This window comes from Staphylococcus epidermidis (genome assembly GCF_006742205.1).
Lineage (GTDB): Bacteria > Bacillota > Bacilli > Staphylococcales > Staphylococcaceae > Staphylococcus > Staphylococcus epidermidis.
In genome coordinates this window covers 602,696-617,935 of sequence record NZ_AP019721.1, presented here as the reverse complement: position 1 = coordinate 617,935, position 15,240 = coordinate 602,696, and the positions used below count along the sequence as shown (strand labels likewise).

16 protein-coding genes are annotated in these 15,240 nt (G+C 31.1%); 5 read left to right on the top strand and 11 right to left on the bottom strand.

The window, feature by feature from the left end; genetic code table 11:
* Positions 1–48: 48 nt before the first annotated feature.
* Genes FNL83_RS02855 through FNL83_RS02845 form a run of 3 tightly spaced genes read right to left on the bottom strand, consistent with a single transcriptional unit; the run spans position 49 to position 1,726 of the window.
* Positions 49–852, bottom strand: coding sequence for a DUF4097 family beta strand repeat-containing protein (locus FNL83_RS02855; RefSeq protein WP_001831626.1), 804 nt, complete (start codon positions 850–852; stop codon positions 49–51).
* Entirely contained in the window at positions 849–1,409 is a 561-nt protein-coding gene (locus FNL83_RS02850; protein WP_001831458.1) for a DUF1700 domain-containing protein, read from the bottom strand. Before FNL83_RS02850 ends, FNL83_RS02855 begins: the two co-directional genes overlap by 4 nt.
* Positions 1,406–1,726 carry a PadR family transcriptional regulator gene (locus FNL83_RS02845; protein WP_001831459.1) on the bottom strand — a complete coding sequence of 107 codons (321 nt, stop codon included), beginning with the start codon at positions 1,724–1,726 and terminating at the stop codon, positions 1,406–1,408. Before FNL83_RS02845 ends, FNL83_RS02850 begins: the two co-directional genes overlap by 4 nt.
* A gap of 316 nt (positions 1,727–2,042) precedes the next feature.
* Here FNL83_RS02845 and gltS point away from each other — a divergent pair, with 316 nt between their 5' ends.
* A complete protein-coding gene (gene gltS / locus FNL83_RS02840) occupies positions 2,043–3,251 on the top strand; it encodes a sodium/glutamate symporter (protein WP_001831403.1) in 1,209 nt (402 codons plus the stop codon).
* A gap of 154 nt (positions 3,252–3,405) precedes the next feature.
* Here gltS and fni read toward each other — a convergent pair whose 3' ends face one another.
* Positions 3,406–4,455, bottom strand: coding sequence for a type 2 isopentenyl-diphosphate Delta-isomerase (gene fni, locus FNL83_RS02835; RefSeq protein WP_001831537.1), 1,050 nt, complete (start codon positions 4,453–4,455; stop codon positions 3,406–3,408).
* 39 nt (positions 4,456–4,494) lie between these two features.
* Complete coding sequence (gene corA, locus FNL83_RS02830; RefSeq protein ID WP_001832877.1) at positions 4,495–5,442, bottom strand: magnesium/cobalt transporter CorA; 948 nt, start codon at positions 5,440–5,442, stop codon at positions 4,495–4,497.
* A 106-nt stretch (positions 5,443–5,548) separates the two neighbouring features.
* On the opposite strand from corA, the gene FNL83_RS02825 reads away from it, so the two are divergent.
* Both FNL83_RS02825 and FNL83_RS02820 read left to right on the top strand, forming a co-directional pair.
* On the top strand, positions 5,549–6,025 hold the full coding sequence (locus FNL83_RS02825; RefSeq protein ID WP_002438397.1) for a thioesterase family protein: 477 nt from the start codon (positions 5,549–5,551) through the stop codon (positions 6,023–6,025).
* A gap of 2 nt (positions 6,026–6,027) precedes the next feature.
* Positions 6,028–6,417, top strand: coding sequence for a hypothetical protein (locus FNL83_RS02820; RefSeq protein WP_002438395.1), 390 nt, complete (start codon positions 6,028–6,030; stop codon positions 6,415–6,417).
* A gap of 135 nt (positions 6,418–6,552) precedes the next feature.
* Here the strand turns inward: FNL83_RS02820 and FNL83_RS02815 are convergent, their stop codons facing one another.
* Positions 6,553–7,452, bottom strand: coding sequence for an alpha/beta hydrolase (locus FNL83_RS02815; protein WP_001831549.1), 900 nt, complete (start codon positions 7,450–7,452; stop codon positions 6,553–6,555).
* Positions 7,453–7,669: 217 nt separating this feature from the next.
* On the opposite strand from FNL83_RS02815, the gene FNL83_RS02810 reads away from it, so the two are divergent.
* A complete protein-coding gene (locus FNL83_RS02810) occupies positions 7,670–8,302 on the top strand; it encodes a hypothetical protein (RefSeq protein ID WP_001831566.1) in 633 nt (210 codons plus the stop codon).
* A 179-nt stretch (positions 8,303–8,481) separates the two neighbouring features.
* On the opposite strand, the gene FNL83_RS02800 is transcribed toward FNL83_RS02810, so the two are convergent.
* On the bottom strand, positions 8,482–10,458 hold the full coding sequence (locus tag FNL83_RS02800) for a DHA2 family efflux MFS transporter permease subunit (protein WP_001832918.1): 1,977 nt from the start codon (positions 10,456–10,458) through the stop codon (positions 8,482–8,484).
* Between the two features lie 12 nt (positions 10,459–10,470).
* Entirely contained in the window at positions 10,471–11,118 is a 648-nt protein-coding gene (locus FNL83_RS02795; RefSeq protein ID WP_054828573.1) for an HlyD family secretion protein, read from the bottom strand.
* Between the two features lie 140 nt (positions 11,119–11,258).
* Between FNL83_RS02795 and FNL83_RS02790 the strand changes: the two genes are divergently transcribed.
* Positions 11,259–11,810, top strand: coding sequence for a TetR/AcrR family transcriptional regulator (locus FNL83_RS02790; RefSeq protein WP_002438383.1), 552 nt, complete (start codon positions 11,259–11,261; stop codon positions 11,808–11,810).
* A 36-nt stretch (positions 11,811–11,846) separates the two neighbouring features.
* On the opposite strand, the gene FNL83_RS02785 is transcribed toward FNL83_RS02790, so the two are convergent.
* From FNL83_RS02785 to FNL83_RS02775, 3 genes are all read right to left on the bottom strand, one after another.
* A complete protein-coding gene (locus FNL83_RS02785) occupies positions 11,847–13,058 on the bottom strand; it encodes a putative multidrug effflux MFS transporter TcaB (protein ID WP_001831540.1) in 1,212 nt (403 codons plus the stop codon).
* Positions 13,059–13,115: 57 nt separating this feature from the next.
* The gene (locus FNL83_RS02780) at positions 13,116–14,504 is read right to left on the bottom strand and encodes a glycopeptide resistance protein TcaA (protein WP_001831625.1); all 1,389 of its coding nucleotides are present in this window, start codon (positions 14,502–14,504) and stop codon (positions 13,116–13,118) included.
* Between the two features lie 279 nt (positions 14,505–14,783).
* The gene (locus tag FNL83_RS02775; RefSeq protein WP_001832914.1) at positions 14,784–15,239 is read right to left on the bottom strand and encodes a MarR family transcriptional regulator TcaR; all 456 of its coding nucleotides are present in this window, start codon (positions 15,237–15,239) and stop codon (positions 14,784–14,786) included.
* Position 15,240 lies beyond the last annotated feature (1 nt).

Genomic DNA, 15,240 nt, shown 5'->3' with positions numbered 1-15,240 from the left:
TGAAAATACTTCTTTCCTCAATTTTGAGCTAATGTTAGAAAAATACCTTTATTTTACTTTAATATCTCCATTTTCATTGATTAATTTCACTTTATTATTTCCATTTTCAACTTTACTATTATATAACACACGATGATCGATGTCTGTTTCCCCTTCTTCATTACGAGTGATGATTTGGGTGTGATGAAGTTCTTTTTTATAATTCAAGTTTATATCCCCTTCTTCATTTTTAATACGTAAAGGAATATCAGGGTCTAATTGTTTCATTTGAATATCCCCATTGTCATTTTGAATATTAGCTTGATTAAAATGAATATCTTTCGTATGAATATCCCCATCCTCATTATGAAGTGTCACCTTTTTATATCGTCCTTTTTGAACTTTAATGTCTCCAGATTCAGCATCAAATCTTCCTGTGCCACTATTTACTCCAACAATATTTAAATCCCCGGCATTAGTTTTAATATCTATGTTTTTAATATATTTAGGTACTGTAATCGTAATGTGATTACTAACTTTACCTTGTATTCTAAAATTAATATGTGGACTTGTTTGACGCTCTGTAATTACCCAACGTTGATTGTTCACCTTGCTAGTTACGTTTAAATTTTTGTCATTCCCTTTGGACTTAACCGAAAAATGTTTACCTTTTTTCACAGTTATATCACTTACTTTTCCATCAACGTAAATACTTTTCACAGTATTATCATCATAGTTTTTCATTAAATTTGTTGTTTGATTATTATATTGATTGTCTTTACTCAATTTTTTATTTTGTGCATAAACTCCCACGCTACAAATAATAATTAGTGACAAGCCTATTAAAAATATTATCGCTGCAATTTTTTTCATGATTGTACACTTCCTTTGACAATAGAGATATTCCATTTTAGATATTTCATAGTCACATCAAATAGCCACTTAATGAGATAGTAAGTCACCACTGCAAGTACGAGTCCAACACCAAACATTAAACCAGTCATAAATGCGTCATATAAGATAATGGAATGAAAACCATCCATAATTCCTTTAATGAGCAACATCAATGGTGCAGCTAGTGAAGCTAGAGTAAAAATGATGAAGGTTAATACGAGCAAAATGCATAAAAAAGCTGGTATTATAACAATAAAAAAGTTAAGCAAACTTAGCCCCATTACTGCTACAATTGCGGATGAAATATTCATTAACGACACTTTTTGATGTGCATTTTCTACACTGGAAGTAGCTGTAAGTTCCTTACCTATTAATTTTGGATTACCTAATTCTTTACACACGTCTGATTCAGACTTTCCCTCTTGCTGTCCGCTATAAAAATGCGTATCGTATTCATTCAAAATATCTTCTTTTTCTTCTTTATTCATATGTTTCAAATGCTTTTTAAGTTCTTTTAAATAATCATTTTTATTCATTCATTCTCACTCTCCTCAATGAAATGTTCTACAGCTTCCGTAAACAATTTCCAATCCTCCTCTAATTGATTAACTCTCGCAGCCCCCTGTTGAGTTAATTGATAATACTTTCGAGACGGACCTTCAGTTGAAGGTTGATAATACGTACTCAGTTCCCCACTTTTAACCAAACGCCTTAGCAGAGGATAAACTGTACCTTCAGCTATGGTCATATATCTGGAGATATTTTGTACAAGTGAATAACCATACTGATCTTCTTTTTTAATAATTAGCAGAACAATTAATTCTAAAGCACCTTTCTTAAACTGTACATTCATATATCTACCTCCTCAGTCGTATAAACAGTATTAAACTATACACAGTAGTGATTCAAATTAACTATAGCATCCACTACTATACATTGCAAGGTACTGAGTTTAATTTATTAATACACACGTCTTTATTCAAATTACACCATCTTTTATTGACAAATTATAAAAATCAATATTTTTAATATACTTATATCATTATTTGGTAAACTGGATTTATTTCATTTGTGTATGTATAATGTGTATTATGGGACTTTATAAGGTTTACATTGATTTACTTTAATATAACTAGTTATAAAGGGTTTCATACAAAGGGGGCTTTTAAATGATAGAATTTGATGCAATTACCACATTATGTTTGGCATGTGTTTTATATTTAATTGGTCAAACAATAATCAACCATGTTTCTATTTTAAGGCGAATCTGTATTCCAGCACCTGTCATTGGTGGTCTTTTATTTGCAATATTAGTGGCTATATTAGATTCATTTAATATCGTTAAAATAAAACTTGATTCGGCGTTCATTCAGAATTTCTTTATGCTCGCTTTCTTTACTACAATTGGACTTGGCGCATCATTAAAACTATTCAAAATTGGCGGAAAAGTCATGTTGATTTATTTCACTTTTTGTGGAATCATGGCTATTTGTCAGAATATTATTGGTGTATCACTCGCTAAACTCTTAAACATTAAACCTTTATTAGGTCTTACAGCAGGTTCAATGTCAATGGAAGGTGGTCACGGTAATGCTGCAGCTTATGGTAAAACCTTACAAGATATGGGTGTAGATTCTGCAGTTGCAGCTGCTTTAGCAGCCGCTACACTAGGCCTTGTATTCGGTGGACTCATTGGCGGTCCCATCGTTAAATATTTAATAAAACGCTATGATCTTAAGCCAGAGCATCGTGACGATTCATTTAAAAATTATGGTGTCGTTGAATACAATCAATCATTACATACAAAATATAAACCTATTCAAGTCTTTTTTATACAATTTTCTATACTCGTATTTTGCATGGCATTAGGAACATATATTGGCAATACTTTTACCGATTTAACCGGAGTTAATATTCCAATGTATGTTGGTTCAATGTTTGTAGCAGTAATTATTAGAAATGCTACAGACTTTATTGGTTGGGATATCGTTGATTTAAAAATGAGCGAACAAATAGGTGATATTTCATTAGGCATCTTTTTATCATTAGCTTTAATGAGTATCCAATTAACTCAAATATATTCTTTAGCTATCCCACTAATCATAATTGTTCTTGTACAAGTCGTATTTATGGTACTATTCTCGATTTTCATATTATTTAAAGGACTCGGTAAAGATTATGACGCTGCTGTTATGGTAGGAGGATTTATTGGCCATGGTCTGGGAGCAACACCAAATGCGATGGCTAATTTAGATGTTATCACTAAAAAGTTTGGCAACTCCCCTAAAGCATATCTAGTAGTTCCTATTGTTGGTGCTTTCCTCATCGACTTAATCGGTGTAATTATTGTTATGAGTTTTATTCAACTTTTCAGTTAAATAATTAACCTTTTTTATTATAAGTACAAGCTTTATAATAAAAATCCATTATATTTCGGCATAACAATAAAAAAACGATAATTCCTATAAATCTCACTTGGGAATTATCGTTTTATTTGTATGTCGAAATTATTACAATATACTATCTCATTTTTTATTTTCTATTTAAATGAAGGCCACGTTGATTGATCCATGATATTAACTCCGGGCTCATTACGATATCTGCTTGTCGTAAACGCTCAATGTTCGGCGCATCTAACATCGTCATAATTTTTTTCATATGTTGAATAAAAGACTCTACATAGTCTACGGTATTTGTGATACCTGATTGTTCTACTTGATTTAAAAACGGTCGAGACATCCCTATTGCTTTTGCACCTAATGCTAAACATTTTACAGCATCGAGTGGTGTACGTAAGCCACCGCTAGCAAAAATATTTAATCGATCTTGAAATTCAGTACTCTCAAGTAAGGATTCTACGGTAGATTGTCCCCACTGAGATAAATAATTCATATCTTTATTCGAACGTCTTTCATTTTCAATATCAACGAAATTAGTTCCACCGCGCCCACTGACATCAACATAGTTAACACCAATATCATATAACGCTTGTAATGTTTCTTTACTCATTCCGAAACCAACTTCTTTAATAATAACTGGAACATCAACGCGTTTAACAATAGATTCAATATTTGACATCCATGAAGCAAATTCACGGTTCCCTTCAGGCATGACTAATTCTTGAGGTGAGTTCACATGAATTTGTAGCGCTTGAGCATCTAATAATTCAACCGCTTGTAGAGCTTTATCCACTGGTACATCGGCACCCACATTGCTGAAAATTGTTCCTTTGGGATTTGTTTTACGCACAATGCTAAATGTTTCAATCATATTAGGATTGCGCAAAGCTGCATGTGTTGATCCCACCGCCATTGCAATTCCAGTTTCTCTAGCAACAATTGCTAATTTTTCATTAATTTGTTTTGTCCAATCACTTCCACCAGTCATTGCATTTATATAGATTGGATATGCCAAATCGAATTTCGTAGTATGACTTGTCATATCGACTTGACTAACATCAATACTGGGGATGGAATGATGAACAAATCTCACTTTATCAAAATCTGAAACCAGCGCATCTTTTTGTGACATTGCGATTTCTACATGTTCATTTTTCCTCTGTTCTCTTTGTGAGTCACTCATTAAAACACCCTACCTTTGTTAAATTATTTATATATAGTTTTAAAACCATTTTTTCTTTTTAAAGAATATGATTAATATTATTGTTATAATTAGCATTAAAGTTAAGCACACGAAATAAGCATAATGCCATTTCAACTCAGGCATAAATTCAAAGTTCATTCCATATACACCAGCAATAAAAGTGAGTGGTGAGAATATAACAGATACAAGCGTAAGTATCTGCATTATACTATTCATCCTAAATGAGGTGAATGATTCATAATTTTCACGAATCTCATTCGTCATTTCTTGAGAAGTCCGAATAACACTTCTTTGTTTAATAAGATGATCATCAATATGTTGAATATACATTCTATGTTTGGCATCTTTAATTATATTTCCTTCTTGTTTCATTGTATCTACAACTTCTTGCATCGGAAATAATACGCGTTTGATTTTAATTAAATCCGAACGTAATTGAAAGACATTTTCCATAACGCTCTTACTATAGCGGTCATCGACATGCTTAGCTTCAAAATTATACACTTTATCTTCAATACCATAAACAAAGTTAAAATATTTATCCACCATACAATCCAGAATATGAATGACGATGTCTGCACAATCTAATTCACTATCATGATTTTCTGCATTGTATTGAGCCACACGCTTTAATGATGGAAAATGTTTGTGATGGTATGTCACTAAAACATTACCTTCTAAAAATACACTTAGTGAGATTGGTGAGTAATCATCATTAATAATACTATGAAATATCATATATTGATACGCGTCATATTCTTTATATTTAACTCGTGGGTCACCATTGATAGCATCATCTATTTCTAAGTAATTGAAATCAAAATGATTTTTTAAATACTCATTTTCTTCATCAGTGGCATTTTCAAAATCATACCATATAATCGTTGCATCTTTAGGAATCTCTTTCACATTTGAAACTAATGTAAGAGGTTGCGATAAAGATTGAAATCTAACGGTCACCGTCATCTTTCTTACCCCCTCATACTTTATAAATTACATTTTATCATGAATTATGTTACATGTATGTGCTCTTTTCGGTTAGTATAGTGTTATAACTAAGGAGGTTAAATAAATGAACAAGACATTTACCGTAACCCGAACTGTGACAGAAGATGCTATAGATAATAATAATCATATGCATGACGCATATTATAATATTATTTTTAGCGAGGTCATTAATAAATTCAATGAGGTTCATGGTTTATCATGGTCAGAGAGAGACCGTCTACAATATACAGTTTTTACTGTTGAAACACACACTACTTTTTTACATGAATTAACACTTGGTCAAGAATTCAATATAGAGCTATTCCTTTATAATTACGATGACAAACGAACTCATTTCTTTCTGAGAATGTTAATTGATAATCAAGAAGTTGTTGCAACCAATGAGGTCATGATGTTAGGAATAGATAGGACACAACGTCGTGCTGCACCATTTCCAAAACATTATCTGAATGCTATACAAGATTATGCTCATAAGCAAGAAAAAATTGAATGGCCACCACAATTAGGCCACTCAATTGGAATACCATATAAAGGAGAATAATAATGTCTATAAAAGAAAAATTAGTAATAGAGCTCATGAATTTAAAAGACACTGTAAAATACGAATTGTCAGAATTAAATGAACAACAATATTTGTTTATGAACGGCCCAGCACCTCAGTTGATGAAGCGTGCCATGAAAATGAGCTATATTCTAGGCCAAAAAGAAGCGATTGATCACTTTCTATTACTCATCGACACTTGCCATGAGAATGTCTTACTAGATAACTGCCAAGACTATCAAAAACAAATTCAACATAAACAATTCTCTTTACAAGAAGATATTATTCACCAAATAAATCAGTCAAAGGAATTCGAATCATTTTTATCAACTTATTATGTAAATAAAGGTAAATATGATATCACCAGCAAAATAAAAACATTACTTGAATAAATACTATTGTTTAAATAAAATGATTATCTCATACATCACTAGCTGATAAGCATAGCATTGGTAATTGACTTCATCCTTCCTTTTAGAACAACATTCACATCACTTTTAAAATACAGTTAAAAATCTATTCAATTCTTACTCTAAGATTGATTTAGTGATGTGTTTTAACACCTTGTGAGATTGGCGTATGGGATAGATAGGAAAATCATGCACCATTTTAGGATACTCTTTAAACTCAACATCGTTCCCACATTCCTCTAGAGCATGAGTAAATGCATGCATGTCTGGGCTTAATATTTCTCTGCCACCTCCATACATATATATAGGTGGCAACCCTTTTAGAGTACCGTATAATGGTGATATACGCGCGTCTGATAAAGGTAAATCATTCGTCCAAGATTTCATGAGTTGATGAACGCCAAATCGACTAACTAAGATATCATTTTCTTCCAACGTTTTCGTAATATTAGGATTAGTCAAAGTGGCATCTAAAAGCGGTGAAAGTAAAAATAACTTTCTAGGCACTTCTTGATTATCATTGATAAGTGATTGAACAAAACTTAATGCTAGTCCTCCACCAGAACCATCCCCCATCATAACAATGTTGCTCGCACCAACTTCTTCAACTAATTGATTATAAACGTCACGAATCGCTTTGAACGTTTCTAAGTAGTGATAATCTGGTGACTTTGGATAGATAGGTAAAACGACCTCATGCAATGTATTTAAAGTTAGTTTATCTAAAAGTCTCCAATGAAATGGAGAAGGTTGCAAAGTATTATATCCACCATGCAGATAGAGTATCTTTTGATTTTTCTCATGTCTAAAATTAAATCTAAACACTTGCATATTATTAAGAGTAAGTTTATCTAAATTTGACTTTACATTAAGTGTCGCAGGTTGCTGATGTTTTTTACTATTTTCGATACTTCTCTTTTCTAAAAAATGTTTAACTTCATCATCATTACTAAAAAATATCGATCTATTATGAAGTATATATTTATTAACCACGCGATTCATCATTCTATTTTTCATTAATCAATCAACCTACCTCTATTTAAAATTTTAAATTTAAGAAATAATTTGTTTAAATATCTATATACCTTTGCTAAAAAAAGATATAATGATAAGTATGTCATTTTAAAGAAATATTTTTTAATCAATACTTAGGATACTAGATTAAACCCAATTATAACAGACATAAAATTAAAAAGATAAACTTAGTAAATTTGCATCTAAAGGAGGCATTTAAATGTCTGAAACATTACAAAACCAAAGACAATTCAACTCTCAATTTGAACATCAAGAGATCCATCGTGGAAAAAGATATGGTAAAAAGAAACGCTCATGGGTAAGTCTCATTATTCAAGTTTTCGTTTTAGTATTAACTGCTATTACTGGCTATAGTATGCTTAAACAACCTATATTTAAAATTTCATTTGTAAATGAAACTATAAATTTCCATCAATTAAGAAATTTTCAAGATACAGTTACGCAAATCGGTAATTTAAATTTAGGTAATATTGATCAATTACAACAGTCTGTCGATAATCTCATCATTATATTTAATATTTTCTTTGTCCTATGTCTGATTAGTTTGTTTATAACCGTAATTACAATTATTTTTAATCGCACAGCACTCAAAGTAGTCAATATATTACTTTTAGCTATTATGCTAGTCATTACATTGTATTTCAGTTATATCATACATACAATTGCTCAGAAAATTTCCGAATCTCTAAAACAATATTATTTAACAGTATCACCTGAACAAGTATTAACTGAAGCAGATGCGATTCACAATGCACTGATACTCATTGGATGTAGTATTGCGTTATTGATTGTAAGTTTGTTTTTCCGTAATCGTTTACCACGTATTAAATAAAGATGATTTTAATGTTCTTTTAATACGAGAATCATCTCTTTTGTTTATGATTCCGAGACATAAAGTTTCTGTATAAGTGAAAAAGACAAATTCTATTGAAATAATATAGAATTTGTCTTTTTTATAAAAATAACCACCTAGACGCTCTTAACGTCGTAGGTGGTTATTACATCTCTTAATTATTTATCTTGTTGCGAAGGATAATCTTCAGCATTTGCTTTTTCAGCTGATAATTGAGCCTTTTTCTTGCCCTGTAAGAACAAGCTTAATATCAGTGCAATCGCACTAATAATTGTAGCAACAATAAATGCATCATTTACACCTTCTACAGATGCAAGTTTATTGACATGTTCGAGTAATAATTTCATTGCTGCTGACTCACCACCATACTGTTGGGCAAGTTCACGCATATGGTCTTGAATGACAGGATTCGTTTTATCTAACTCTTCACCAAAAGCAGAAAGATGATTTGTTTGTTGTGTCGTCATGACCGTAACCAAAATAGCTGTACCAATTGAACCAGCTAATTGTCTCATTGTATTAACAAACGCATTACCATGAGAAATTAAACGTGGTGGTAAAGCGTTCATACCTGCAGTTATAATCGGCATCATTACAAATGCCATACCAAATGAACGCACAATATATATCCACATAATATGGAGATATGTTGTATCCATGTTTAATTTACTTAATTCCCATGTCGCATATGTCATAATGCCAATACCAAATATTGCTAATGGTTTAATACCGATTGTATCTAACAATTTACCTGCCACCGGACCTAATGCTCCCATGACTAATGCACCTGGCAATAGTAATAATCCAGAGTCTAATGCTGAAAATCCTCTAAGATTTTGTAAATATAATGGAAGTAAAATCATTCCTCCGTATAAACTCATCATCACAATCATATTGATAATAGTTGTAAGTGTATAAGTTGGATATTTTAATACTTCCAAGCTCAACATTGGCGCTTTCATTCTTAGTTCTCTTAAAATAAAGAAAATAATGAAAACCGTACCAACAATAAACATTGTTACAATCTCAGTTGAGCCCCATCCTTTATTACCAGCTTCTGAGAAACCATATAATAAGGAACCGAATCCAATCGTACTATAAATAATTCCAGGAATATCTGCTTTCGGATTTGTTGTACTTTGATACAACTTAAACCAAAATAGACCAATTACGATAGCAATAATACCTATAAAGAACATACCGTAAAACATTACATTCCAATCATAATTTTGCACAATATAACCTGAAAGTGTTGGACCGATTGCAGGTGCTAATATCATTGCAATACCCATTGTCCCCATTGCCACACCGCGTTTTTCAGGTGGGAAAATGGTAACAATAACGTTAGAACCTAACGGCATCAATATACCTGCGCCTATGGCTTGTAATACACGTCCACTCATCATAATTGGGAAATTAAATGAGATTGCACAAACTAAGGAACCTAATGTAAATAGTGCTAAACCTATAATAAATAATTTTCTATAAGAATATTTATTAAATAAAAAAGCACTAATAGGTATTAATATACCGTTCACTAACATAAAACCAGTCATTAACCATTGACCAGTTGAAGCAGAAATATTAAACTCTGTATTTATTTTAGGCAATGCCACATTTAATAGAGTTTGGTTTAGAATCGCGATAAACATACCAAATAACATTGCCGCTAAAATTTTACCTCTAGTTATACCTTTACCAAAAATAAAGTTAGACTCTTGATTTTTAATTCTTTCATTAACTCTACCTTCAGTAGAATTTGGATCGATAGGGTTCAACACATCGTTCGATGCGTCATCTTCCTCTTGGTTCTTATGGCTTAACGCGTTTCTATCCTCTTTACTATCTGTATTGATAAATTGAGATGCATTATCTATTTCTGAGTCAAAGTGATTTTTTCGTTTTTCATCTTCAATATCGTTTGATTGCGTTGGATCAGTATTTGACTTAGTTGTTTGTTCTAAATCGCTTGCTTTAAATTTAGATTGATTGCTTTCTCTCTTAGAATCTATTGTCGAACGTTGTTCCACTCTTTTGTCTTTATTTTTTCTTTTACGCTTAATTAAAAAGAAATTAATAAAACCAATGAGTATGAGCGCTACTACAATATATATAATAATGAAGGTCGCTGTCATAAAATGACCCCCTTAATTTTTATGAATTTTAACTTCAGCGTTCATACCTAGGACAACATTTTTAGATGGATTAGAATCTAAAGAGATTTTTACGGGTACTACCTGAGAAACTTTCGTATAGTTACCGTCGCTATTTGATGAAGGCATCAATGAAAAGCTAGCTGCAGTTGCTTGGCCTACTTCTTCAACCTTACCTTTGATTGATGCTTTTTGACCGTCGATATCTACATCAACGTCGTTGCCTTTTTCCACGTCAGAAATATCTTTTTCATCTACATTAGCAGTTATATATAGATCATCTAAATTATATGCATATGCAATTGGGTTCCCTGCTTGAGTCATAGAACCTTCGATACCATCTGTTTTAACAATAGTACCTTTTTGTGGCATTTTGATGTTCATATCTTTTGATTGCCCATCTTGGCCTTGTGCTAAAACTTCTGCTACTTTATCACCTTTATCAAGTTTGTCTCCTTGCTTAACATTAAGAGATTTAATTTGTCCAGATGCAGGACTTGAGATTTTTATTTGATCTCCATCAACTTTTGCATTGTCAGTTGTCACATAACTTGTTGTGTTATGCCAGAACCAAAAGCCTAACACACCAATAACAACTAGGACAATGATAGTAATCACATTGATTAATATCATTTTTTTCATGAATATACCCTCCTATTTGCTTTTAAAATTCACTTTATCTATTATAAAGATGTGTAAATAAAAAATACACCAACATTTTTAATAATTGTGTTGGTTTAGAGTTTATTTATTTAAATTTTCTTTTTGATTTAGGTGAATATATGAAACAACGTGCGAAATATAAAATAATAAAAAGTTTAATCGAACTTTTAGAATACTATCCTTTTGATGAAATAACCATTAAAATGATATGTGCATATAGTGGCGTGAATCGCTCTACTTTTTATGATCATTTTCAAGATAAATATCAATTACTAGATAAGATCCAAAATTATCATTTAAACAAATATATATCTTTACTACAATCTTTCTATAACGATTTTCATCATATTAAAACAGATCAAAAAAAATTATATAAATTTTTCTTATTGATAGCCAAATATATTAAACGTAAAGAAGCGTTCTACAGAGCAACACTTGTAACATATCCTAATAAAGATATTGCATTAGATTACATTAACGCCACTAAAACATGTTATGAAAAAGTCATGAATAGATATGAAACCTCAATAAATAATAAACGTATGTTTATCATTTATTCAGTCGGTGGTCAAGCAGGTGTATTTATCGATTGGTTACGTAATGGATGCATCGAATCTCCTCAAGAGGTCGCTCAAGTTCTTTTAGCTAATACAATTAAATTACAACGATAAAAAAGCTAAAACTCATTGAAAAATCACTCAATTTTATCAATGAATTTTAGCTTTTTTAAATATCTTCACATTAATCAACTGTAAAACCATAAGAATTATTGCTGTAATAACGATAACGATTATATAAGGTATCGCATTACTGTCTCCCTTAATACCAACAAGTGGAGAGATGACGCCACCAAGTAAAGTTTGAAACAATCCCAACAAACTTGAAGAACTACCTTTGGCCCCTTTACTCTCATCCATTGCTATCGAAAATCCTAACGTTGCAATCCCTGTAACTGGTGCCACTAAAATCACAAAGCCACAAGAAAGTATCCAAAAAGTCCAATGGTTGAGTAAAGTTAGTGATACGATTATAACACCAATAACTTGTATAGTAGACATGATTCTCAGCAACAGTAATCTATCTATATAGTCAACAAGTTTTCCGGTTAATTGGCTTGAAATAATGAGTGTAACGCCTATAAAAGCAAACATAATACTGAAGTTTAATGGCGTTAAACCATAAATTGTTTGAACTATAAAAGGAGATGCAGAAATATAAGTAAATAGTAATACAAATGACACCCCTTGTATCAACATGGGTAATACAAAACGGGGTGTTTTAAAAAGTTCTTTGAAATTAATTAGCATCGTACCTATGTTACTACTTTCCCTTAGGCTCTTTTCAAGCGACTCAGGAACTTTAAATAAAGTTCCTATTAACATGACAATCCCAAACATTGTTAGTATTACAAATACAATTCGCCATGGCCCATAATTTAAAATGATACCGCCAAGCGCAGGTGCGATAATTGGCGCAATGCCATTGACAAGCATTAATAATGATAAAAATTTAGTTAGCGCATTACCTGAGTACATATCACTAGCAATGGCTCTTGAGATGACTGCACCTGCACCACCAGTTAATCCTTGAATAAATCGTAAAATAATCATAATCCATATATTTGTGACGAATATAATACCTAAACTCGCAATAGTAAAAATAATCAGTGAGAAAATTAATGGTTTTTTTCTACCAGTAATATCAGATATGGGGCCAGCCAAAAAATTTCCTAACGCTAATCCAATCATAAAAAAGGAGATAGTAAGCTGAGTTGTAGATGCAGAAATATCAAAATCATGACTAATATTAGGTAGTCCAGGTAAAAACATATCAATAGCCAATGGGCCAAATGCTGTTAATGAACCTAAAATAACAATAAAAAGTAATGATTGATTTTCTGACTGATACACTCTTTTCAAGCTTACTCCTCCCTTTTAATAAAATATTTTGAATGTTTGATAAAATCCAGTCTATTTTTATAATTCTTTAACCAACTGCATATTACTATCATCATTATCTATTTCTAATTCATAATCTTTATTTATATAATTACCAATATGATCGATATGTTGAATAGTTGTTCTTACAGTATGTCCGTTTCGATGAACACTTAACACTTGCGGAGATATCATAGTCACGTTCGTTCGATTTTGGAAATTACTTTTCATTGATGTGTATATAGACGAATTCTTTTTAAAATAACTCGATATAAAGTTAAAATCATTCATATTAAATGCTGAATTCATAGCCGTTGCATAACCAGTAAAAAATTCAGTTAATTTATTTTTCAAACTATTTTCTTCTTTTTCTTTCTTCTCAACATAGCTATTTATTTTATCACTATCAAATTCCAATGTAACTTTCGTATTATCTTTCAAATCGTCTGCACTAATTGTTTTCGTCTCAGAACTAAACGTCTTACCTTTTGCCTTACCAGTTGCAGAAATCGTTATATCTTTTGTTTTTGGATAAGGACCAAATTCTTTAGAATGAGAATAAGTGAATGTACGGTCATTGATTTGAACTTTTTCTGATTTATCACTTAATTTATTCGCACCCTTAAATTTGATATTGATAAATGATTGATCATAATCTTCAGCTACATCTACGGTTTCAGAGTGGCTTTCTCTAAAGTCAAAATTTAAATGCCCATTGAATGTACCGTTTTCTGTAATTTTCTTAGCTGGTAAATGATATGTACCAGGAATAAATTCACCCAAAGGTGTATTTTTATTTGCTTCAGCAATGACAGTTTTCTTTTTACCACTTGTTCTAAATTCATATTTAGTTTCTACTTTAGGTTTAATAATTGGCTTTTTAGTCGGAGCTGTGAAACTCATATTATCAAAAATTAAATACTTTGTACCATTTTTACTTATCTTAAGTACATCTTGTCCACTTTTCGTTTGTATATAAGATGCCACGCTTGAATTACTTTTATTCAATTTATCTACAGTATTATTGATATCTTGAATATACTTCTTAATACCTACTTCTTTTTTTACATAATTAATATATTGTTGCGCTTCAACATCGTCTACTTTTTTATTTTTAGTACTCAATAATGTAGCAACTTTTTGTGAATCATTATTATCTACAGCATTAACTAATATCTTAGCTTGTGCATTAGGCGAATTATAATTTCTTAAAAGGAAAAATAACACGATAATAAGTATTAAGATAAATACACTAATACCTATCGGCACAATTTTACGAAGACGTATATTGGTAGAATTCTCATTACTCGATTGAGATGATTGGTCTTTAATCTTTCTTTTTTTCTTCTTAGTTAATAGTTGCCCACAGTTTGGACATTGCGATGTATCATCTTTCACTTGATGACCACAATTTGGGCATTGACTCATTTTATCACCTCTACTCATCTCACTACATTATGATTATATTTACATTTCATAAACACATTACCTACTCGATATATTTTACATTTAGCAATAATAAAATACAATTTCCATTACATGTAGTTTTCATTGTAATTCCATTAAAAGAAAGTTACAGACTTATCTAAATTATATAAATAAACGCTAATCAAAAACATACAGATTTAGTCTCATTTTTTTATTTTCTCACTCATATTATTATATTCCTATTCGTCTCTAACTGTATAGACTCTTTCACTGATTCTATCAAAGTTTAGAAGTATAAGATTGTATACGATAGTCGATAATTTCTAAAACCTGTCTAACTTTTTCAATTTCCTTACTGTCAAAGTCACTCGTCATATCACTAGCAATATGGCTCATAATCGCTTTTCTCTCTTTAATATATTTTTTTCCTTTATTAGATAATTTAATTATTTTAAGACGTTGGTCAGTATTGGAATCAGGTTTTTCTAATTTAACTAATTCAGCATTGAGCAACTTTTTGACTCTTCGACTAACAGCAGCTTTATTAACACCTTGTTTCTCTGTAATTTGCCCCACAGTTAACGCCTCTATACTAAGCATATTTAACACATGAGATTGCTCAGCTGATATGCCATACTCAGTTTGCAAGTCTTTAAGTAACTTTGCCGTTAATGTATTAACATCATTAATAAATTTTTCTAAAAATGAGATGTGATCTTCTATTCTTCTTACCATT